The organism is Streptomyces sp. NPDC054834 (assembly GCF_053611185.1).
On the sequence record NZ_JBSGZV010000004.1, the window covers coordinates 1 to 21619 of the forward strand.

At 71.6% G+C, this 21619-nt stretch carries 22 protein-coding genes and 1 tRNA gene; 15 read left to right on the forward strand and 8 right to left on the reverse strand.

Annotated elements, in window-relative coordinates; translation table 11 throughout:
• From ACWGJM_RS07160 to ACWGJM_RS07175, 4 genes are all read right to left on the reverse strand, one after another.
• On the reverse strand, positions 1-1058 hold a 1058-nt coding region (locus tag ACWGJM_RS07160), incomplete at its 3' end, for a 2-oxoacid:acceptor oxidoreductase family protein (RefSeq protein ID WP_453410672.1).
• A 185-nt stretch (positions 1059-1243) separates the two neighbouring features.
• Entirely contained in the window at positions 1244-1903 is a 660-nt protein-coding gene (locus ACWGJM_RS07165; RefSeq protein ID WP_453410949.1) for a LuxR C-terminal-related transcriptional regulator, read from the reverse strand.
• Between the two features lie 146 nt (positions 1904-2049).
• Positions 2050-3420, reverse strand: a complete 1371-nt coding sequence (locus tag ACWGJM_RS07170; RefSeq protein ID WP_453410673.1) for a sensor histidine kinase — start codon at positions 3418-3420, stop codon at positions 2050-2052.
• A gap of 111 nt (positions 3421-3531) precedes the next feature.
• A complete protein-coding gene (locus ACWGJM_RS07175) occupies positions 3532-4722 on the reverse strand; it encodes a sensor histidine kinase (protein WP_453410674.1) in 1191 nt (396 codons plus the stop codon).
• A 244-nt stretch (positions 4723-4966) separates the two neighbouring features.
• On the opposite strand from ACWGJM_RS07175, the gene ACWGJM_RS07180 reads away from it, so the two are divergent.
• The 12 genes from ACWGJM_RS07180 (at position 4967) to ACWGJM_RS07235 (ending at position 16202) form a co-directional block, all read left to right on the forward strand.
• Positions 4967-5362: an NADH-quinone oxidoreductase subunit A gene (locus tag ACWGJM_RS07180; RefSeq protein ID WP_453410675.1), complete on the forward strand. Its 396-nt coding sequence runs from the start codon at positions 4967-4969 to the stop codon at positions 5360-5362.
• On the forward strand, positions 5353-5973 hold the full coding sequence (locus ACWGJM_RS07185; RefSeq protein WP_453410676.1) for an NADH-quinone oxidoreductase subunit B: 621 nt from the start codon (positions 5353-5355) through the stop codon (positions 5971-5973). The genes ACWGJM_RS07180 and ACWGJM_RS07185 overlap by 10 nt, the downstream gene beginning before the upstream one ends.
• Positions 5970-7142: an NADH-quinone oxidoreductase subunit C gene (locus ACWGJM_RS07190; protein WP_453410677.1), complete on the forward strand. Its 1173-nt coding sequence runs from the start codon at positions 5970-5972 to the stop codon at positions 7140-7142. The genes ACWGJM_RS07185 and ACWGJM_RS07190 overlap by 4 nt, the downstream gene beginning before the upstream one ends.
• The gene (locus tag ACWGJM_RS07195) at positions 7139-8107 is read left to right on the forward strand and encodes a complex I subunit 1/NuoH family protein (protein WP_361809056.1); all 969 of its coding nucleotides are present in this window, start codon (positions 7139-7141) and stop codon (positions 8105-8107) included. Before ACWGJM_RS07190 ends, ACWGJM_RS07195 begins: the two co-directional genes overlap by 4 nt.
• On the forward strand, positions 8107-8667 hold the full coding sequence (locus tag ACWGJM_RS07200) for a NuoI/complex I 23 kDa subunit family protein (protein WP_453410678.1): 561 nt from the start codon (positions 8107-8109) through the stop codon (positions 8665-8667). Before ACWGJM_RS07195 ends, ACWGJM_RS07200 begins: the two co-directional genes overlap by 1 nt.
• Positions 8664-9287: an NADH-quinone oxidoreductase subunit J family protein gene (locus tag ACWGJM_RS07205; RefSeq protein WP_453410679.1), complete on the forward strand. Its 624-nt coding sequence runs from the start codon at positions 8664-8666 to the stop codon at positions 9285-9287. The genes ACWGJM_RS07200 and ACWGJM_RS07205 overlap by 4 nt, the downstream gene beginning before the upstream one ends.
• The gene (gene nuoK / locus ACWGJM_RS07210) at positions 9287-9667 is read left to right on the forward strand and encodes an NADH-quinone oxidoreductase subunit NuoK (protein ID WP_453410680.1); all 381 of its coding nucleotides are present in this window, start codon (positions 9287-9289) and stop codon (positions 9665-9667) included. Before ACWGJM_RS07205 ends, nuoK begins: the two co-directional genes overlap by 1 nt.
• Positions 9664-11658, forward strand: coding sequence for an NADH-quinone oxidoreductase subunit 5 family protein (locus ACWGJM_RS07215; RefSeq protein WP_453410681.1), 1995 nt, complete (start codon positions 9664-9666; stop codon positions 11656-11658). Before nuoK ends, ACWGJM_RS07215 begins: the two co-directional genes overlap by 4 nt.
• Positions 11659-11664: 6 nt before the next feature.
• Positions 11665-13239, forward strand: coding sequence for an NADH-quinone oxidoreductase subunit M (locus ACWGJM_RS07220; protein ID WP_453410682.1), 1575 nt, complete (start codon positions 11665-11667; stop codon positions 13237-13239).
• Positions 13236-14762 carry an NADH-quinone oxidoreductase subunit N gene (locus ACWGJM_RS07225; RefSeq protein WP_453410683.1) on the forward strand — a complete coding sequence of 509 codons (1527 nt, stop codon included), beginning with the start codon at positions 13236-13238 and terminating at the stop codon, positions 14760-14762. The genes ACWGJM_RS07220 and ACWGJM_RS07225 overlap by 4 nt, the downstream gene beginning before the upstream one ends.
• A gap of 187 nt (positions 14763-14949) precedes the next feature.
• A complete protein-coding gene (gene htpX / locus ACWGJM_RS07230) occupies positions 14950-15813 on the forward strand; it encodes a zinc metalloprotease HtpX (protein ID WP_453410684.1) in 864 nt (287 codons plus the stop codon).
• A complete protein-coding gene (locus ACWGJM_RS07235) occupies positions 15810-16202 on the forward strand; it encodes a YccF domain-containing protein (protein WP_453410685.1) in 393 nt (130 codons plus the stop codon). The genes htpX and ACWGJM_RS07235 overlap by 4 nt, the downstream gene beginning before the upstream one ends.
• 93 nt (positions 16203-16295) lie before the next feature.
• Here the strand turns inward: ACWGJM_RS07235 and ACWGJM_RS07240 are convergent, their stop codons facing one another.
• Positions 16296-17561, reverse strand: coding sequence for an APC family permease (locus ACWGJM_RS07240; protein ID WP_453410686.1), 1266 nt, complete (start codon positions 17559-17561; stop codon positions 16296-16298).
• Between the two features lie 155 nt (positions 17562-17716).
• Between ACWGJM_RS07240 and ACWGJM_RS07245 the strand changes: the two genes are divergently transcribed.
• The gene (locus tag ACWGJM_RS07245; protein WP_453410687.1) at positions 17717-17983 is read left to right on the forward strand and encodes a GlsB/YeaQ/YmgE family stress response membrane protein; all 267 of its coding nucleotides are present in this window, start codon (positions 17717-17719) and stop codon (positions 17981-17983) included.
• 71 nt (positions 17984-18054) lie between these two features.
• Here the strand turns inward: ACWGJM_RS07245 and ACWGJM_RS07250 are convergent, their stop codons facing one another.
• Positions 18055-18543: a YajQ family cyclic di-GMP-binding protein gene (locus ACWGJM_RS07250; RefSeq protein WP_390741048.1), complete on the reverse strand. Its 489-nt coding sequence runs from the start codon at positions 18541-18543 to the stop codon at positions 18055-18057.
• 226 nt (positions 18544-18769) lie between these two features.
• Here ACWGJM_RS07250 and ACWGJM_RS07255 point away from each other — a divergent pair.
• Positions 18770-18851: transfer RNA gene (locus tag ACWGJM_RS07255), tRNA-Tyr, on the forward strand.
• 146 nt (positions 18852-18997) lie between these two features.
• Entirely contained in the window at positions 18998-19237 is a 240-nt protein-coding gene (locus ACWGJM_RS07260) for a hypothetical protein (RefSeq protein WP_453410688.1), read from the forward strand.
• Positions 19238-19375: 138 nt separating this feature from the next.
• On the opposite strand, the gene ACWGJM_RS07265 is transcribed toward ACWGJM_RS07260, so the two are convergent.
• Positions 19376-20032, reverse strand: a complete 657-nt coding sequence (locus ACWGJM_RS07265) for an NAD(P)H-binding protein (protein WP_453410689.1) — start codon at positions 20030-20032, stop codon at positions 19376-19378.
• Between the two features lie 77 nt (positions 20033-20109).
• Positions 20110-21360, reverse strand: coding sequence for an amidohydrolase family protein (locus ACWGJM_RS07270; RefSeq protein ID WP_453410690.1), 1251 nt, complete (start codon positions 21358-21360; stop codon positions 20110-20112).
• Between the last annotated feature and the right edge of the window lie 259 nt (positions 21361-21619).

The window sequence follows — 21619 nt, forward strand, 5'->3', positions numbered from 1 at the left end:
ACCGCCAGGCCGATCGTCTCCGACTTCAGCGCCACACCGGGACCGGACGTCGTGGTCACGGCCAGCGAACCGCCGAAGGCCGCCCCCAGCGCCGCCCCGATGCCGGCGATCTCGTCCTCGGCCTGAAAGGTCCGCACACCGAAGTTCTTGTGCCGGCTCAGCTCGTGCAGGATGTCGGAGGCCGGAGTGATCGGGTACGAGCCGAGGAACAGCGGCAGCTCCGCCTGCCGGGAGGCGGTGACCAGCCCGTACGCCAGCGCCAGGTTCCCGGAGATGTTGCGGTAGGTGCCCACCGGGAAGGCCTTCGCCGCCGGTGCCACCTCGTAGGAGACCGCGAAGTCCTCGGTCGTCTCCCCGAAGTTCCAGCCCGCCCGGAACGCGGCGATGTTCGCCGCCGCGATCTCCGGCTTCTTCGCGAACTTCGACTTCAGGAACCTCTCCGTGCCCTCCGTCGGACGGTGGTACATCCACGACAGCAGACCCAGCGCGAACATGTTCTTGCTGCGCTCGGCCTCCTTGCGGGACAGGGAGAACTCCTTGAGCGCCTCCACCGTCAACGTCGTCAGCGGCACCGGGTGGAGGTTGTAGCCGTCGAGCGAGCCGTCCTCCAGCGGGTTGCCGGCGTAGCCGACCTTCTGGAGGGCCCGCTTGGTGAACTCGTCGGTGTTGACGATGATCTCCGCGCCGCGCGGCAGGTCGGAGATGTTCGCCTTCAGAGCGGCCGGGTTCATCGCGACGAGCACGTTCGGCGCGTCCCCCGGGGTGAGGATGTCGTGGTCGGCGAAGTGCAGCTGGAAGGACGACACACCCGGCAGGGTCCCTGCGGGGGCACGGATCTCGGCGGGGAAGTTCGGCAGCGTCGACAGGTCGTTGCCGAAGGACGCCGTCTCCGACGTGAACCGGTCACCCGTGAGCTGCATACCGTCACCCGAGTCGCCCGCGAACCGGATGATCACCCGGTCCAGACGGCGGACGCCCTTCGCCCCGGCCGGCTTGCGCGGCCCTCCTACGACTGCTCCGTCGGCCTGTTCCGCTGCGCTGCTGACCTGGCTGGTCACTGAACTGGACCTCCTTCGAGGCGGCTGCCCGGGGCGTGGTCGTCCCGTGGACCTTCCCAGGATCAACCCTACGTCGCTTAGGGTCGCCTTCCCTCGGCCATTCGCATGATGGACAGCGATTCGCCCGGGTGCTCCGACCGGCTGCGCGCGGGTGTCCCGACCGTCATGAGCTCAGGTAGGTACCGTCACGAGTTCAGGTAGGTGAGGACCGCCAGCACCCGCCGGTGGTCTCCGTCGCTCGGCGACAGACCGAGCTTCAGGAAGATGTTGCTGACGTGCTTCTCCACGGCTCCGTCGCTGACCACCAGCTGCCTGGCGATCGCCGAGTTCGTGCGGCCCTCGGCCATCAGCCCCAGGACCTCCCGCTCGCGCGGGGTGAGCCCCGCGAGCACGCCCTGCTTGCGGCTGCGCCCGAGCAGCTGCGCGACCACCTCCGGGTCCAGTGCCGTGCCGCCCCGGGCCACCCGCACCACCGCGTCCACGAACTCGCGGACCTCCGCGACCCGGTCCTTGAGCAGATAGCCGACGCCGTGACTGGAACCGGCCAGCAGTTCGGTGGCGTAGCGCTCCTCCACGTACTGTGACAGCACCAGCACCCCTAGCCCGGGGTGCGTCCTGCGAAGCCGCACGGCCGCCCGGACGCCCTCGTCGGTATGGGTCGGCGGCATCCGTACGTCCGCCACCACCACGTCCGGCAGGGTGCCCTGCGCGTCCAGGTCGTCAATGGTCTTGATCAGCGCCTCGGCGTCCCCCACCCCGGCGACGACGTCGTGCCCGCGATCGGTCAGCAACCGGGTCAGGCCCTCCCTGAGCAGCACTGAATCCTCGGCGATGACCACCCGCACCCTGTCCTCCACGATCTCCCGGTCCCCCACAGCCCCGTCTCCACGTCCCGGTCCGTCCGCACGTGTTCGTACGAAGGTCCAGCATTCCAGCATCGGGAGCGGATCGCGCCCGGATTCGGGCGCACACGGGTCCAGGAAGGCGCGCGTCAACGGCGCCAGGGGAGCTCCGCCGTCACCCGGGTGGGGCCGCCGGCCGGGGAGTCCACCACGAGGATCCCGTCCACCGCGTCCAGCCGTCCGGCGAGCCCGGCCAGCCCCGACCCGGCGGTCACATCGGCCCCGCCGACCCCGTCGTCGATGACCTGGAGCATCAGCCGGTCCTCCGACCGCCACACGTCCACGCCGGCCGATGCGGCCCGGGCGTGCTTGCTGACGTTCTGAAGCAGCTCGGAGACCGTGAAGTAGGCGATCCCCTCGATGGCGGGGGCCGGCCGTTCGGCGAGGTCCACCTCGACCTGGACGGGCACGGTGCACCGGGAGGCGACGGCGGACAGGGCGGCGTCCAGGCCACGGTCGGTGAGGACGGCGGGATGGATGCCGCGCGCCAGGTCGCGCAGCTCCTGAAGAGCCGTCTTCACCTCGCCGTGCGCGTCCTCGACCATGCGGGCGGCCGCCTTCGGGTCCTCGGCGAGCTTCTCCTTCGCCAGCCCCAGATCCATGGCCAGCGCCACCAGCCGCGCCTGTGCGCCGTCGTGCAGGTCCCGTTCGATGCGCCGCAGGTCGGCCGCCGCCGCGTCCACCACGACACCCCGGTCGGACTCCAGCTCCACCACCCGCTTCGCCAGCCGCGAGGGCCCGAGCAGCCCCAGCACCATCAGCCGGTCCACCATCGTCAGCGCCCGCACGATCCACGGCGTGGCCAGCGTGAACAGCAGTCCGATCAGCGCGGTCACACTGATCTCGAACGGGTTGTCGAGGTAGATGCGGTGGTGCTCGTCGCCGTACAGCTGGAGCCCGCCCTGGCCGCCGTACATCGGGAACAGCCAGAACCACAGCGGATACGTCAGCAGCGCCCAGCCGTACGTCCAGAAGGCGACGGCGACGACGAAGGAGAACACCGCCCACGGGAAGTGCAGCAGCGCGTACAGCAGGTGCCGCCAGGAAGTGCCGCTCTTCAGGACCGCGCCCATCCAGGCCAGCGGACCGTTCTGGCGCACCCGAAGCGGCTCCGGTTCGGCCACCTCCAGACGGAGCAGCCCGCGCGCCCGCGCCCGCTCCAGCGTCCCCAGGCCCCGGCAGCCCGCCAGCGCCCCGGCCAGCACCGGGATGCCGAGGAACGTCACCAGCAGGCCCGCGCCGAGCGCCACCAGCGTCACGGCGTAGCCGAAGGTCAGGACGGCGATCGGCAGGTTCAGCAGGACGTAGCCGAACTCGCGCCAGCTGCGGGCCTCCAGCGGCGCCCGCAGCGCGGCGGGCAGCCGGTTCGGTCGGTGCCCCCAGTCGTCGGCGCCGTGGCGTCCGGGCCGGCCGCCGTGCCCGTACCTCTCCCCGTACCCCTGTCCGTACTCCGTGGCCATCGGCGTCGTCCCGTTCTCCTCGTCGGCGGCTGTGTTGCCGTACGTCCAGGCTGCTGCGGCGCAGGTCGGCGGGCCATGGAGGCCGTCGGCGTCTTGGCCGGGGGGTTTTCCCTACCCCTGGCCGGGGGCCTGGGTACGGTCCCGCCAGGGCAGCTCTGCGGTGATCGTGGTCGGGCCGCCCGTGGGCGAGTCGACGACGAAGAGCCCGTCGACCGCGCCGAGCCGCTCCGCGAGCCCCCGCATCCCCGTGCCGCCGTCCAGCCGGGCGCCGCCGCGCCCGTCGTCCCCCACCTGGATCAGCAGCCGGTCCTCGGACCGCCACACCTCGACGGAGGCGGATCTCGCCTGGCTGTGCTTGCTGACGTTCTGGAGCAGCTCGGAGACGGTGAAGTAGGCGATGCCCTCGATCGCGGCGGCCGGCCGCTCCGCCAGGTCGGTGGTGACCTTCACCGGCACCGTGCAGCGGGCGGCGACGGAGGACAGGGCCGCGTCCAGGCCGCGGTCGGTGAGGACGGCCGGGTGGATGCCCCGCGCCAGATCGCGCAGTTCCTGGAGCGCCAGCTTCACCTCGCCGTGCGCCTCGTCGACCATCGCGGCGACGGTGTCGTCGGCGCGACCCTCCAGCAGTTTCTCCTTCGCCAGGCCGAGCCCCATCGCCAGATTCACCAGCCGGGCCTGCGCCCCGTCGTGCAGATCACGCTCGATGCGCCGCAGATCGGCAGCCGCCGTGTCCACCACCACTCCGCGGTCGGACTCCAGTTCGGCGATACGGCGCTCGAGCTCGTCGGAGGGCGACAGCAGCCCCCGCACCATCGCCCGGTCCGCGTTCGTCAGGCCCCGCGCGATGAACGGAAGCAGCGGCCACAGCACGAACAGCGAGGCGAAGGTGATGACGAAGGTGAGGATGCCCCAGGGCAGCCGGATGAAGTCGTACAGCAGCGTCCGCCAGCCCACCGGGTCCTTCAGGGCCATCCACAGCCGCTGGAACAGCCCGCCGCCCTTCCTGAGCGGCAGCCGAGTCGGCTCCTCCACCCGCACCCCGAGCAGGGCCCGGGCCCGGCCCCGCTCGAGCCTCCCCAGCAGGCGCGCACCCATCAGGGTCGCCGCGAGCAGCGGGAAGCCGACCACGGTGAGCGTCATGATGCCGCTGACGAAGAGCGCGCAGCAGACGTAGGTGAAGCCGAGGATCGCCACCGGCAGGTTGGCCAGGAGATGCGCGATCTCCTTCCAGGTGTGCTTGTCGAAGGCGAAGCGCGCCGGCGGCAGACGGTGCTCGTCGGCACTGGGGTCGGGTGCGGTCATACGGGTTAGCGTGCCGTGGACGGCGCCGCCGCGCCATGAGGTCTGCCGCCGCCGTCCCCGGGGGAAAACCCCACCCTCGCCGTGCTCGCCTGTCTCAGGGCGTGACGGGCTGCTTACCCTGTCTTTATCAGGGCCTAGACTCCCGTGCGTACACATCGTCGAATCACGTCAACCACCATGGTTGACGATTCACCGGTTCACCGCAGTCACCGGGTCAGGGAGCGAGGGACGCACGTTGCGGGAGATGTTGGGGGACTCGACCGTCGTCGCGGCGGGCTACTTCCAGTCATATTCGGTCGTGGGACTGCTCGCCCTGGTCGGCGTGCTGTTCGTCGCGGTCGCCTTCGGGGCGGGCCGCCTGCTGCGGCCGGTCGTGCCCACCCCGGAGAAACTGCTGACCTACGAGTGCGGCGTCGACCCGGTCGGCGAGGGCTGGGCCCACACCCAGGTCCGCTACTACGTCTACGCCTTCCTCTACGTGATCTTCGCGGTCGACTCGATCTTCCTGTTCCCCTGGGCGACGGTCTTCGCCGCCCCCGGCTACGGCGCGGCGACGCTGGTGGAGATGTTCATCTTCCTCGGCTTCCTCGCCGTGGGCCTGCTGTACGCATACAAGAAGGGCGTCCTGGCATGGACGTGACCCCCACTCCTTCCGAGTCTGTCCTGCTTCCCGAGCCGAAGCGGCTGGGCGCGCTCGCCCGTCTGGCCCCCGAGCCGATGAAGGTGGTCCTGAACTGGGGCCGCCGCTACTCGCTGTGGGTCTTCAACTTCGGTCTCGCCTGCTGCGCGATCGAGTTCATCGCCGCGTCCATGGCCCGCCACGACTTCATCCGCCTCGGCGTCATCCCCTTCGCACCGGGCCCGCGCCAGGCCGACCTGATGGTGGTCTCCGGCACGGTGACGGACAAGATGGCCCCGGCCGTCAAGCGCCTGTACGAGCAGATGCCCGAGCCCAAGTACGTCATCTCCTTCGGCGCGTGCAGCAACTGCGGCGGCCCGTACTGGGACTCCTACTCGGTGACGAAGGGCGTCGACCAGATCATCCCGGTCGACGTGTACGTACCCGGCTGCCCGCCCCGCCCCGAGGCCCTCCTCCAGGGCATCCTCAAGCTCCAGGAGAAGATCGCCCAGGAGTCGCTCGGCGAGCGCTACGGCACCGGTGGAGCCCCGCGCCCCTCCACCGCGGCCCTCCAGAGCGGCCTGGTGCGGCCCCCGGCGCAGCCGTCGGGCGGGGAGGGTGACGCCCGATGACCACCGTCGGCTGGCTTCCCGCCCCCGTCGAGGACCTCTTCGGTACGGAGACCACGGCCGAGGAGTCCTACGAGGTCCTGACGGTCGACGTACCGCCCTCCTCCTGGATCCCGGCACTGGAGACGGCGCGCACCACCCTCTCCTGTACCTACTTCGACTGGCTGAGCGCGGTCGACGAACCGGGCACGGGCTTCCGCGTCTCGGCGCACGTCGTCGCCCTCTCCCCGGTCCGCCGCCTCCTGCTGCGCACCACGGTCCCGCACGAGGCGCCGACGCTCGCCTCCGCCGTCGGCGTCTACGCGGGCGCGGCCTGGCACGAACGCGAGACGCACGAGATGTTCGGCGTCCACTTCGAGGGCCACCCCGCCCTGGACCACCTCCTCCTCCCCGAGACCTTCGAGGGCCACCCCCTGCGGAAGGACTTCGTCCTCGCCGCGCGGGTCGCCAAGGCCTGGCCGGGCGCCAAGGAACCGGGGGAGCCTGCGGCAGGTGCTGGGCACGGCGGCCCCAAGCGCCGCCAGATGCTTCCCCCGGGCGTCCCCGACCCCAACGAGTGGGGCCCCCTCAAGGGCCAGCTGCCCCCTCCCCCGGCCCGCCCGGCACGAGGCGCGGGACGCGCGGCGGCCACCGGGGAGCGGCCCGCGCGCGCGGCGGGGGAGCGGCCGGTGCGGCGGACACGTACCGCCGCGGAGGGATCGGCGAGCCAGGCCCCGGCGACCGAGGCCGCGGCGACCGAGGCCGCGGCCGCCGGTGCTGCCCCCGCAGAGACACCGCCCACGGCACCGCGCCGGGCCCGCAGTGCGTCGGAGGGCTCGGCCGGCCAGCGGGACACCGCCGGCTCGGCCGGGCCACGCCGGGCGCGCAGCGCGAGCGGGGGGTCCGCCTCGCAGCGTGCACAGGGTGCGGAGGATGCACAGGGCGCGGAGAGCGCGGAGGGTGCACAGGACGCACCGGGCGCCCCGCGCGGCTCGGACGCCCCCTGGCACCACGCCCGCCCGGCCTTCGACGAAGCGGAGTCCGAGCGCGAGCCGGAGGCCACGCGCGAGCCGGAGTCCGGGCCCAAGTCCGAGTCCGGGCCCGAGTCCGAGTCCGAGTCCGGGCCCAAGCCCGAGTCGGAGCCCGGCGAGGAGTCCCCCACCCGCAACGACCCCACAGGAGGCCCGCAGTGAACGACGCGCTGGACGTCGCCCTGCGACTCCTGGTCGTGTTCGTCGTCTTCCTCACCTTCCCCCTGATCGTCGGTCAGACCGAGCACAAGGTGATGGCCCACATGCAGGGCCGCCTCGGCCCGATGTACGCCGGCGGCTTCCACGGCTGGGCCCAGCTCATCGCGGACGGCGTGAAGTTCGCGCAGAAGGAAGATGTCGTACCCGCGGGCGCGGACCGCCGCATCTTCCAGCTCGCCCCCGCCGTGGCCCTCCTGCCGTACCTCCTGGTACTCCTCGCCATCCCCATCGGCCCGAGCGAGAGCGCGGTCGGCCAGGTCCTGGACGCGGGCGTGTTCTTCGTGCTCGCGGTGATGGGCGTCGGCGTCCTCGGCTCGCTCATGGCCGGATGGGCCAGCGCCAACAAGTTCTCCCTCCTCGGCGGCCTGCGCACCGCCGCCCAGCTCCTCGCCTACGAACTGCCGATGCTGCTCGCCGCCGCCTCGGTGGCGATGGCGGCGGGCACCGTGTCGATCCCCGGGATCCTCCACGCCTTCCACTGGTGGTGGCTGCCCTGGCAGATCGTCGGCGCGGTCGTCTTCTTCGTCGCCGGACTGGCCGAGCTACAGCGCCCGCCCTTCGACATGCCCGTCGCCGACTCCGAGATCATCTTCGGCGCGTACACCGAGTACACCGGCCTGCGCTTCGCCCTGTTCCTGCTCGCCGAGTACGCAGGCATCGTCGTCCTGTGCGGCCTGACCACCGTCCTCTTCCTGGGCGGCTGGCACGGCCCCTGGGGCGCCGACGGACTCGGCTGGCTCTGGACCCTGCTGAAGACCGCGATCCTCGCCTTCCTCGTCATCTGGCTCCGCGTCACCTACCCCCGCCTGCGCGAGGACCAGTTGCAGAAACTCTCCTGGACCCTCCTCGTGCCCCTCTCCCTCGCCCAGATCGCTCTCACCGGCATTGTCAAGGTGGTGATCTCCTAATGGCCCCCATCCCTGGCTCCGGCCTCGCCAAGGGCCTGGCCGTCACCCTCCGCACGATGACGAAGAAGACCGTCACCGCGCAGTACCCGGACGTCCAGCCCGACCTCCCGCCCCGCACCCGCGGCGTCATCGGGCTGTTCGAGGAGAACTGCACCGTCTGCATGCTGTGCGCCCGCGAGTGCCCGGACTGGTGCATCTACATCGACTCCCACAAGGAGACGGTCCCGGCGGCGACCCCCGGCGGCCGCGAACGCAGCCGCAACGTCCTCGACCGCTTCGCCATCGACTTCTCCCTGTGCATGTACTGCGGTATCTGCATCGAGGTCTGTCCTTTCGACGCCCTGTTCTGGTCCCCGGAGTTCGAGTACGCCGAGACCGACATCCGCGAACTCACCCACGAGCGCGACAAGCTCCGCGAGTGGATGTGGACGGTCCCGCCCCCGCCCGCCCACGACACGGGCGCGGAGGAACCGAAGGAGATCGCCACCGCCCGCAAGGCGGCCGAGAAGCTGGCGGCCGCCCAGGCCCAGCCGACCGAGCCGCAGGAGGGGGACTCGTGAGCCTTGCCGCCGCGACCCACGGCTTCCTCTCCCCGAACGGCGTCGAGATCGCCTTCCTCCTCGTCGGCCTGGTCACCTTCGGCGCCGCGCTGGTCACCGTCACCACCCGGCAACTGGTGCACGCCGCCCTGTGGCTGGTGGTGACCCTCGGCGGTCTCGCCGTGGAGTACCTGCTGCTCACCGCCGAGTTCATCGCCTGGGTGCAGGTCCTCATCTACGTCGGTTCCGTCGTCGTCCTCCTCCTGTTCGGTCTGATGCTCACCCGGGCCCCCATCGGCCGCTCCCCGGACGCCGACTCCGGCAACCGCTGGGCCGCCCTCACCGTGGCCGTCGCCGCCGCGGCCGCCCTGGTCTGGGTGGTCGTCGACGCCTTCCGCACCACCTGGATCGACCTGAACGGCCCTGCCGCCGGCTCGACCAAGGTCACCGGCGCGAGCCTCTTCCAGAACTGGGTCCTCCCCTTCGAGGCCCTCTCCGTACTCCTCCTCGCCGCCCTGGTCGGCGCGATCGTCCTGTCCCGCAAGGCGGAGACGGACGCGGCCGCCGACACCGGCCCCGCCGTCCCGGGCGCCCGCGACGGCAAGGGAACCGACCCGGCCGACAAGGAAGGTGTCCGCTGATGCACCTCGCCTATCCCGCCGTGCTCTCCGCCCTCCTGTTCTGCACCGGCCTGTACGGCGTCCTCGCCCGCCGCAACGCGATCCTGGTCCTGATGTCGGTCGAGCTGATGCTCAACGCCGTCAACCTCAACCTGGTCGCCTTCGACGTCTGGCTCAGCAAGGCTGCCCGGGAGACCCTGCATTCCGGTCAGGCGCTGACCCTGTTCACCATCGCCATCGCGGCCGCCGAGATCGGCATCGGCCTGGCGATCGTCCTCGCCGTGTACCGCAATCGCGGCACCTCCGACATCGACAAGCTCCGCGACACCGCCGAGGGCCACGGCACCGACGGCCCCGACACCGACACCCCAGCGGCCGAGAAGGCTGAGGCCACCGCGTGACCACGACCACTCTCGCCGTCCTCGTCCCCCTCCTGCCGTTCCTGGGCGCCGCCGCCGGCCTGCTGCTCGGCCGCACGGCCCCCGGTTTCACCCGCCCGCTCGCCGTCCTGCCGCCCCTCGTCTCCCTGGTGCTGGCCGTGCTGGTCGCCGTGCGCCAGGGCGGCGGCCCGGCCATCGACACCCAGACCGAGCTCACACCCACCGGTTCGGTCCCGATCGAGCTCGCCCTGCACATCGACGGCTTCGCCGCCCTCGTCGCCGTACTCGTCGGCGTCGTGGCCACCTGCGTGCAGGTCTACTCGACCGGCTACCTGCGCGACGACCCGCGCTACCCCTCCTACGCGGCCCTCGTCTCCCTGTTCACCTCCGCGATGTTCCTGGTCGTCTACTCGGGCGACCTGATCGTGCTGCTGGTCGGCTGGGAAATCATGGGCATCTGCTCCTACTTCCTGGTCGGCCACTACTGGGAGACCCCGGAAGCCCGCGCCGCCTCCCTCAAGGCCTTCCTGGTCACCAAGCTCGGCGACGTGCCCTTCCTCATCGGCCTGTTCGCGCTCGGCACCGACGCCGGGTCCTTCCAGATCACCCGCGTCCTCGGCACCGTCGCGAGCGGCGGCCTGCACCACCCGACGCTGATCGCCCTGCTGCTCCTGGCGGGCGTGGCCGGCAAGTCCGCGCAGTTCCCGCTGCACACCTGGCTCCCCGACGCGATGGCGGGTCCCACACCCGTCTCCGCGCTGATCCACGCCGCGACGATGGTCGCCGCCGGTGTCTACTTCGTCGCCCGTCTCCTCCCCGTCTTCGAGGCCTCCTCGGCCGCGCTGCTCGTCCTCGCCGTCATGGCCGCCGTCACGATGACCGGCTCAGGCCTCGCCGCGCTCGCCCAGGACGACATCAAGCGCGTCCTCGCCTACTCGACGATCGGCCAGCTCGGCTACATGACCGGCGCACTCGCCGTCGGCGACCGCGGCGCCGCCGTCTTCCACCTCCTCTCGCACGGCGCCTTCAAGGCGCTGCTGTTCCTCGCGGCAGGCGTGATCATCCACGCCTCCGGCACCAACTCGCTGGCCGCGATGTCCCGCATGAGCCACCTGCGCGACCGCATCCCCGACGCCTACTGGACGATGACCGTGGCGCTCCTCGCGCTCGCCGCGATCCCTCCCTTCAGCGGCTTCTTCTCCAAGGAATCCGTCCTCGGCGCCGCCGAGCACGTCGCCACCGGCCACACCGGGCACGCCCCCGCCGCCGCGGGCTGGCTCGTCCTCGTCGCAGGCCTGCTCACCGCCCTGCTCACCGCCGCCTACGCCACCCGCCTGTGGCTGCTGGCCTTCCGCGGGCGCGGTGCCGAGGCCCCCGAACACGGGCGGCAGCCGCTCACCATGACCGTGGTGCTGTGGGTGCTCGCCGTCCCGTCCCTGGCCTTCGGCGGCTTCGCCTACCGGGCGCTGCCCGACTGGTTCGACGGCCGCGCCCTGACCCCGACCCTCATCACGTCCGTCCTCGGCACCGGCCTCGCCCTGGTCGGCGGGATCGTCACCTACGGCGCCTGGCAGCGCACCACCGCACTCGCCGCACGCGTCCCGCTCGGCGCGGTCGCCGCCCACCCCGAGGGGGACGCCGGACTGGTCGAGGCCGAGGCCATCGCCAGCCACGCACCCGTCTACGGCGGCGTGGCCTATGCACCCGACCCGGCCGACCCCGGACGTCTGCTGCTCGGCCCGCTGCACCGGCACGCGGCCGTCGGCTTCCACCTGGACGCCGTGTACGCGGCGCTGTTCGTCCGCCCGGTCCAGGCCGGAGCGAGCCTCGTCCGGTTCCTCGACCGCGAGGTCGTCGACACCTACGTACGCGGCGCGGCCGCGCTGCCCCGACTGCTCGGGGCCGCCGTACGGCGCGCCCAGACCGGCAACGTGCAGACCTATGTGAGCGCGCTGCTCGCCGGCACCGTCGTCCTGGCGGTCGCCGTACTCCTCGTCGCCTCGGGAGCGTGAGCAGGCGTGATCGATATCAACGAGTCAGTGATGCAGTTCCTTCTGGCATTCCTCGTCGTCGGCCCGCTCCTCGGCGCCGTCGCCGCTCTCCTGCCCGCCCCGCCCGGACTGAAGGGGAAGTCGCCCGAGCAGGCCGTGCTCCGGCACGGCGTCACCGTGACCGGCGCGATCCTCATCGCCGCGATCGTCCTCGCCCTCGGCTTCGACCACGACCATCCGTCCAAGATGCAGGCCACGACCGACATCAGCTGGATCCCCGCACTCGACGTGAGGATCCACCTCGGCATCGACGGCATCTCCCTCCCCCTTCTGGTCCTGACCGCGCTGCTGACCTTCCTCTGCGCGCTCTACTCGTACTTCAAGATGCCTTCGGGGCCCTCCCCGAAGGCCTTCGTCGCACTGCTGCTCGTGCTCGAGTCCGGCACCCTCGCGACCTTCGCCGTCCTCGACCTGCTGCTGTTCTTCCTCGCGTTCGAGATGGTGCTCATCCCGATGTACTTCCTCATCGCCCGCTGGGGCGGCGAGGGGCGGACCCAGGCCGCCTGGAAGTTCATCCTCTTCACGCTGCTCGGGTCCGTCGTCATGCTGCTCGGCCTGCTCCTGATCGGAATCAAGGCGGGCACGTTCGACATGGTGGCACTCGCCACTGACAACGGCCGGTCGCTGACCACATCCGTGCAGGTCATCGCCGTTCTGGCGATCGGGATCGGGCTCGCGGTCAAGACGCCGATGTGGCCGTTGCACAGCTGGCTGCCGGACGCCCACACCGCCGCGCCCACCGTCGGCTCGGTCCTGCTGGCGGGCGTCCTGCTGAAGATGGGTACGTACGGTTTCGTCCGTATTCTGCTGCCAATCGCCCCCGACGGCTTCCACACCTTCGCGCCCTACCTCGCCGCCTTCGCCGTCGTCGGGATCATCTACGGATCCCTGGCCTGTCTGGCCCTCGCCAAGCAGGGCGCGAAGGGCGATCTGAAGCGGCTCATCGCCTATTCCTCCGTCGGCCACATGGGCTTCGTCCTGCTCGGCATCGCCAGCACCACCCCGACCGGCGTGAACGGCGCGCTGTTCGCCAACATCGCCCACGGCCTCATCACCGGCCTCCTCTTCTTCCTGGTCGGCGCGCTCAAGGACCGCACCGGCAGCACCGACCTCGACACCCTCGCCGAGGAGACGGGGGCCGCGCTGTACGGCAAGGCCCCCCGCCTCGGCGGCCTGCTCGCCTTCGCCGCGGTCGCCTCGCTCGGCCTGCCGGGCCTCGCCGGGTTCTGGGGGGAGATGCTGGCGCTGTTCGGCGCGTTCGAACCCGCCGCCGGCCTCAGCCGCCCCGCATTCCTCACCTTCATGGCGATCGGCGCGTTCGGCACGCTGCTGACCGCCGCGTACATGCTCGTCGTGGTCCGCCGCGTCTGCATGGGCGCCGTACCGCAGGACGTCCCGAAGCTCGCCGACGTCCGCAGCTACGAGTTCGCGGCCTGGACCCCGCTCGTCGCCCTCACCGTCGTCGCCGGGCTCTGGCCGAAGGCCCTCCTCGGCCTGACCGACCCGGCCGTGCAGCAGCTCCTCGCAGGAGGCACCCGATGAGCGCCCTGGCCCAGCCCCTGGCCCAGTCGGTGGTCCAGTCCGTCGACTGGCTCGCGATCGCCCCGCCCACCCTCGCAGCCGTCGTCGCCCTCGCCGTCCTCGTCGCCGACCTGTTCGTGCCCGACGCCAAGAAGGCCGTACTCGGCTGGGCCTCCGTCGCCGGGCTCGCCGCCTCGGCCCTCCTGCTGCTGCCCCTCCTGGACGGCGACCGCAGCACCTTCTGCCTCACCGGCGCCACGCACGCGTGCAGCTACACCGCCGACCGGTTCACCCTCGTCATCCAGTTCCTCGTACTCGGCGGCGCCCTCCTCGCGGCCCTGCTGTCGGTCACCGCGCTCAAGGACGCCGGACGACGCGTCCCCGAAGGCGAGTTCTGGTTCCTGCTGCTCTCCTCCGCCGCGGGCGCCGCCCTCCTGCCCGCCTCCCGCGACCTCGCGACCCTCATCGTCGCCCTGGAGGTCGCCTCCCTGCCCGCGTTCGCCCTCGTCGGCATCCGGCACGGCGACCGGCGGTCCTCCGAAGCGGCCCTGAAGTTCTTCCTGTCCTCCGTCACCGCCACCGCGGTCAGCCTGATGGGCATCAGCTTCGTCTACGCCTCCACCGGCACCCTCTACCTCACCCAGGTCGCCGACCGGATCCAGCACGTCGACGGACAGCTCCACACCCTCGCCCAGACCGGCGTCGTCCTCACCCTCGTCGGCTTCGCCTTCAAGACGGCCGCCGTCCCCTTCCACTTCTGGGTGCCGGACACCTACGTCGGAGCCCCGCTGCCCATCGCCGCCTACCTGTCGGTCGTCGGCAAGGCGGTCGGCTTCTCCGGCCTGATCCTCGTCACCGTCGTCGCCTTCCCGTCGTACGCCGACGTCTGGGGCCCGGCCCTCGCCGTCCTGGCCGCCCTCACCATGACCGTCGGCAACGTCGCGGCCCTGCGACAGCAGGCCACGCGCGCATACAGCGCGGTACGGCTGCTCGCCTGGTCCTCCGTCGGCCAGGCCGGCTACCTGCTGGTGCCGATCGCCGCCGCCGGCTACACCAAGGACGCCCAGAAGGCCATCGGCTCCACCGTCGCCTACGCCCTGATGTACGCCGCCGTGAACCTCGGCGCCTTCGCCGTGGCCGCGCTCGTCGGCCGTACCAAGTCCCTCAACCGGATCACCGACTACCGGGGCCTCTACGCGTCGAACCCGCTGACCGCACTGCTCCTGGCGTTCTTCCTGCTGTGCCTCGCCGGACTCCCCCCGGGCATCATCGGCCTGTTCGCCAAGGTCACCGTCTTCTCGGCGGCCGTCGACGCGGGCCTCGGCTGGCTCGCCGTCGTCATGGCCGTCAACGTGGTGATCGCGCTGTTCTACTACCTCCAGTGGACGGCCCTGCTGTTCCGTGCCCCCGAGGGCGAGCCCGCCCGCCACCGCGTCCCGGCCCCCCTCACCGCCGCGCTCGCCCTCACCGGCGTCCTCGGCGTCGTCCTCTCCGGCGCACCCCAACTCGTCCTGCGCTTCGCGGCCACCGGCCTGTTCGGATGACTCGCCACACGCGCACGGGGCACCCGTGCTCCACGCGCGCGTGAGGCGATAAGGGCACGTCACCCGCACGGCCGACACGCGCCGCCGCCTGTACCAGGGAACTCGCGGCGGCCACCTGGCGTTGACCAGAGCGGGAGGGTCCACTGGACCAAAGAGTTCCCCCGCTGCACGATTTGGAGGGCGTACCGTGCACCGCCGGCACAACGGGCTCAGGACGGCAGTACTCCTCGGTGGACTGTCCGCACTCATCATCGTCATCGGCAGCTTCTTCGGCCGCATGGGGCTGATCGTCGCGGTCCTCGTCGCCCTCGGCACGAACGCGTACGCGTACTGGAACAGCGACAAGCTGGCTCTACGCGCGATGCGCGCCCGCCCGGTCAGCGAGTTCGAGGCCCCGGCCCTGTACCGCATGGTCCGCGACCTCTCCACCCAGGCCCGCCAGCCCATGCCGCGCCTGTACATCTCACCGACGGAGGCGCCGAACGCCTTCGCCACGGGCCGCAACCCGCGCAACGCCGCCGTGTGCTGCACCGAGGGCATCCTGCGCATGCTCGACGAGCGCGAACTGCGCGGTGTCGTCGGCCACGAGCTCAGCCACGTCTACAACCGTGACATCCTCATCTCCTCGGTCGCCGGCGCGCTCGCCTCGGTGATCATGTTCCTGGTCAACTTCGCCTGGCTGATCCCGATCGGCCGCTCCGACGACGACGAGGGCCCCGGCCTGCTCGGCATGCTGCTGATCATGATCCTGGGCCCGCTCGCCGCCTCCCTGATCCAACTGGCCATCAGCAGGTCCAGGGAGTACGAGGCGGACGCCTCCGGCGCCCAGCTCACCGGCGACCCGCTAGCCCTCGCCAGCGCCCTGCGCAAGCTCGAGACCGGCACCCAGCAGCTTCCGCTGCCCCCCGAGCCCCGCATCGAGACCGCGAGCCACATGATGATCGCCAACCCCTTCCGCGCCGGACAGGGACTGTCGAAGATGTTCTCCACGCACCCGCCGATGGCAGACCGCATCGCCCGGCTCGAGAAGATGGCAGGTCGTTACCAGTGAGAACCATCCTGAACGTCATCTGGCTGATCCTGAGCGGCTTCTGGCTGTTCCTCGGCTACCTGCTCGCGGGCGTGCTGCTCTGCATCACGATCATCGGGATTCCGTTCGGCATCGCGGCCCTCCGTATCGGCGTCTACGCCCTGTGGCCCTTCGGGTACACCACCGTCGAGCGCCGCGACGCGGGTGCCGCCTCCTGCGTCGGCAACGTCCTGTGGTTGATCCTCGCCGGCTGGTGGCTGGCCATCGCCCACATCGTCACCGGGATCGCCCTGTGCGTCACGATCATCGGCATCCCGTTCGGCATCGCCAATTTCAAACTGATCCCGATCTCCCTGTTCCCGCTGGGCCGCGAGATCGTGCCGTCGGACGAGCCGTTCGCGACGCGCTGACGGCCGTCCACCTCACCTGACTGCCTTTCAGGCCGACTCCTCTCGCGCCCAGTTGTCCACAACCGGCTCGTTGTCCACAGGGCCGCCCGGTTGTCAGTGGCGACCTGCATCATGTGTACCGAGTCCCACCCACCGCCGTACCGCGTAGGCCGCCATTCCCACGGCCAGCACACCCGCCCCTACGACGACCGAGACAACCGGCAGAGCGAACGCCAGCGTCGCGCACCCCAGCAGCCCCACCGTCGGCACCACACGTGCCGACGGAGCCGGGCTCAAGGTCCAGGCCGAGGCGTTGGCGATCGCGTAGTAGGCCAGCACACCGAAGGAGGAGAAGCCGATGGCACCCCGTACGTCCACCGTCGCCGCCGCCACGGCGACGACCGCGCCCACCGCCAGCTCCGCACGGTGCGGGACCTGGAATCGCGGATGCACGGCGGCCAGCGCCCGGGGCAGATGGCGGTCACGGGCCATGGCCAGCGTGGTCCGCGACACGCCCAGGATCAGCGCGAGCAGCGACCCCAGAGCGGCCACCGCGGCCCCCACCCGCACCACGGGCGCCAGCCCCGGCGCCCCGGCCGCCCGCACCGCGTCCGCCAGCGGCGCCTCCGCCTGCCCGAGAGGGCCCGCGCCGAGCACGGACAGAACGGCGACGGCCACGCACACGTACACGGCCAGCGCGATACCCAGGGCGAGCGGGATCGCGCGGGGAATGGTGCGCGCCGGATCCCGCACCTCCTCGCCGAGGGTCGCGATCCGCGCGTACCCGGCGAACGCGAAGAAGAGCAGTCCGGCCGCCTGAAGCACGCCGCCCCCGCCCGAGGACAGCCCGATGCCCAGCCGCCCTGCATCGGACCGCCCGGAGGCCAGGCACACGACCACCACGGAAGCGAGGACCGCCAGCACCACGGCCACGATCACCCGCGTCAGCCAGGCGGACTTCTGGATACCGCCGTAGTTCACCGCGGTCAGCGCCACCACGGCCGCGACCGCCACCACGTGGGCGTGTCCCGGCCAGACATACGCGCCGACGGTGAGTGCCATCGCCGCACAGGAGGCCGTCTTCCCGACGACGAAGGCCCAGCCCGCGAGGTAGCCCCAGAACACCCCGAGACGCTCCCGCCCGTACACGTACGTGCCGCCCGAGGCCGGATACAGGGCGGCGAGCCGTGCCGAAGAGGTGGCGTTGCAGTAGGCCACCACGGCGGCGACGGCCAGCCCGAGCAGCAGCCCGGACCCGGCCGCGCCGGCGGCGGGCCCCAGGGCGGAGAACACCCCGGCGCCGACCATCGAGCCGAGCCCGACGACCACGGCGTCCCGCACTCCCAGGGTGCGGCGCAGTTCTGAACCGGAGGGTGTCATGCGCTGGACCCTACTGATCGATGCAACCGCCCGGTGTGCCCGCGGCGTCCTGTGCAGCAACACGGCACGAACACGCGCACGACGGACAGACGGTCCTCACCGAATTCTCAAGGGCCGTACAGTGCGGCCACAGCGCGGAAGGGCAGGTTCAGGGCATGAGCATCATCGGTTGGATCATCCTGGGACTTCTGGCCGGAGCCATCGCCAAGGTCCTGCTTCCGGGCCGGGACCCGGGCGGCTTCATCGGCACGACCCTCATCGGTATCGCGGGTGCGTTCATCGGCGGCTGGATCTCCTCCCGCTGGCTGGACCACCCGGTCTCCAAGCACTTCTACGACGGCGCCACCTGGGCCGCCGCGATCGGCGGCTCGCTCGTCCTGCTGATCGTCTACCGCCTCCTGTTCGGCAACTCGCGCGACTGACCGTCGGCTCGGACACGACGGAAGGGCGGCCACCACCGGGTGCCCGCCCTTCCGCGCAGTGGAGTGCTCTCCTACCGGTAGTTCACGAACTGCAGCGCGAAGTCGAAGTCCTGGCCCTTCAGGAGGGCGATCACGGCCTGGAGGTCGTCGCGGCTCTTGGAGCTGACGCGCAGCTCGTCGCCCTGCACCTGCGCCTTGACGCCCTTGGGACCCTCATCGCGGATGATCTTCGCCACCTTCTTGGCGTTCTCCTGGGAGATGCCCTCCTGGATGGACGCGAAGATCTTGTACTCCTTGCCGGAGAGCTGGGGCTCGCCCGCGTCCAGCGCCTTCAGTGAGATGCCGCGCTTGATCAGCTTGGACTGGAAGACGTCGAGGACCGCCTTGACCCGCTCCTCGGAGTTCGCCTCCAACAGGATCTTCTCGCCGGACCACGAGATCGAGGCACCCACGCCCTTGAAGTCGTAGCGCTGAGAGATTTCCTTGGCGGCCTGGTTGAGGGCGTTGTCGACCTCCTGCCGCTCGACCTTCGAGACGATGTCGAAACTGGAGTCGGCCATGTCCTGTGGCTCCTTGTATCGGGGTGCGTATCGGGTGCGTGTCGGCGTGCGCGGCGGTCGCCGCCGAGCCCGGCACGAGGGCCGGACCGCATCCGCACCAGCCTAGCCACCCCGCGTCTCCCAGGGGCCGATCAACCGAGTGGCGAAGCACCCCTGCCCATCGGGTATTGTTTACGTCGTTGCCGGGGAGCACCGCCGAAAAGCGGTTCGACCGGCATCACCCCCCGGCGGTGTGCCCGAGCGGCCAAAGGGAGCAGACTGTAAATCTGCCGGCTCAGCCTTCCCAGGTTCGAATCCTGGCGCCGCCACACTGGGGAAGACCCCCGTCCAATCTGCGGAGACGCAGGTCAGGCGGGGGTCTTTTGCGTGGGTCTCGTGCGCCCTCGGTTCATGGAGTGACGTCCGTCACTTCGTGACTCATGGCGTTGTCAGTGCCCCGGGGCACACTGGCTGCATGTCCTCCGTGTCGTCCCGGTCCGGCCCGTCCGCCCGGCGCAGAACCTGCCCGGTGTGCCGTCGTGAAATCGCCGTCGTCGCCGGGCGGTTCGCGCGGCACGATCCGCCCGGGGCGCGGCGCGGTGATGAGCTCGTCTCGTGCTCCGGGTCACGGCGGCAGGCGGAACTGGGGGCCGTACAACCGTCGTTGGACGGGTATGCGCTGCCGGACATCCCCGGGCAGCTGCCCCTGTTCTGACCGCACGCCGCCGCCCGGTCCCGGCCTCAACCTCGGCGCCCGGTCCCGATCGTCAACCTCAGCGCCCCGGTCCCGGCCGTCAACCTCAGCACCCCGGTGCCGGCCGTCGGCCTCAGCGCCCGGTCCCGGCCGTTAATCTCAGTTGCCCGCCACCGACTTCACCGCCACCGTCAACGGAGTCGACCCGCTGATCAGCTCCAGCGTCAGGCCCGCCGTCGCCGGGGTGTCCACCAGTTCCGCGAGGACGGCCGCCACGTCATCGCGCGGGATCGAGCCGCGGCCGGTGTGCGCCTCCAGGCGGACCAGGCCGGTGCCGGGGTCGTTCGTCAGCGTCCCGGGGCGCAGGATCGTCCAGTCCAGGGCGTCCAGGCCACGGACGTAGGCGTCGGCCTCGCCCTTGGCGCGCAGGTACACGTCGAAGATGTCGTCACCCTGGTGCGCCGGGTCCGCGCCCATGGACGAGACGACCAGGAAACGGCGGACCCGTGCCCGGACGGCGGCGTCCGCGAACAGCATGGCCGCGGCCTTGTCCACCGTCTCCTTGCGGGCCGCGCCGCTGCCCGGGCCGGCGCCCGCCGCGAAGATCGCCGCATCCGCGCCCTGAAGGTGCGCCGCGACCTCCTCCACCGAGGCCGACTCCAGGTCGAGCAGAACCGGTTCGGCGCCCACCTCCCGCAAGTCGTCGCCCTGTTCCGACTTGCGGATGATGCCCGCGACCTCGTATCCGCGCCCGGCGAGCAGCCGCTCCAACCGCAGCGCGATCTGACCATGACCACCAGCGATGACAATGCGCATGTTTCCGACCGTACGCCCGAAGGGCCGCATCTGCCGCACCGACTTCGGTGCGGCACCATCCGCCTGGGCGGCAGCGGTCAGGACAACTCGCCCCGGCCCTGTCGCGGCAGCCCCAGCTCCGCCGCCGCGGCCGAGTTGCAGTACTCGCGCACCGCGCTGGTGCGCGCCACCACGCGTCCCCGGTGCACCACGATCCGGCTGTACGCAAGGGACAGCGCTCCGGCGAGGTGGTCACCGCGCACGGCGAGGAGTTCGGCGGGGAACCCGGCCTCGACGCGCACCTCGGGCAGACCGAGCGCCGCGCGGGCGGAGGCACTGACCGCGTCGTAGGCGTCCGCGGGGCGCAGGCCGTGACGGGAGGCCAGCAGGTAGGCCGCTTCCAGCGGATCGCCGCGTCCCACCGGGTTCGACACGTCCCGCAGCGCGCCGCTGCCGGCCGCGACGCGCACGCCGGCGGCACGCAGCAGCCGTACCGGAGCCGTGTCCCGCCCCTCGACGTTCCCGCAGCCGCCCTGGGGCAGGCACACCACCGTCACGCCGGCCGCCGCGAGCCGGTCCGCGATGCGTGAGGCCGCCTCGCCGGGCAGCCGGGCCAGACCGGCGCACGGGCCGAGCGTCACGCCGGGGCGCAGACCGCCCGCCATCGCCGCGAGCCGGGCCAGGCGGGCCGGGTCGGCGGCGTCCGTGTGCAGGTCCACCGGGCTGCCGTGCTCGGAGGCGATCTCCAGCACCGCCTCCACATAGCCCGTCGGATCCGGGTCCAGATCCGGACAGCCGCCCACCACGGAGGCGCCCATCTTCACCGCGTCCCGCAGTATCGCCAGCCCGTCCGCCCCCGCCACCCCGGTCAGCACGCGCGGCACCGCCACCGCCGTCAGCTCCGCCAGTCCGTGCAGCGAGCGCCGCGCCCGCAGTACGGCGGCCAGTGCGCCCAGCCCCTGGACGTCGCCCACGCGCACGTGCGCCCGCAGCGCCGTCGCCCCGTGACCCAACTGGAGCAGGGCGGCCTCCGTGGCCCGGCGTTGGACGTCGTCGGGGTCGTAGGAGACCGGGCCGTCGTCGTCGGCGGACAGCGCCGTGTCGCCGTGGGCGTGCGGCTCGGCCGGGGCCGGGAGCAGCAGATACCCGCCGAGGTCCACGCGCGCGCCGCCGGCCCGGGTCGGTCCGGACGCCAGGCTGCCGGCCGTGCCGACCGCCTCGATGCGCCCGCCGCCCAGCCGTACGTCCACGGCCCGGCCGTCGGTCAGGCGCGCCCCGCACAGCAGGAGGGGCGCCGCGTCGGGCTGTCCCGACGGCGAGGAAGGCGGCTGCGGTCGGCTCTCGGGCATCGCACTCCAGGGACTCGGGGCTGCGTGAGCGGGCGCATGATCACGCAGAGTGAGTCGAGCCTAGGGTGGCGGGCCGCGCCTGGCGGGGAGGAGCGCAATAGTCGTACCGGCGTGGTCCGTCCCTCCGGGTGCTGGTCGCGGGGCATGCGGAGGGTGCGCGGGAGGGGCGCACGAGGCCGGAGAGAGCCCTGCTGGATGGGGTGGGGTGGGCCGTCCGGAATGGATTTGGGTGAACGGCGGCCGAGCGTGTAATGTCTTC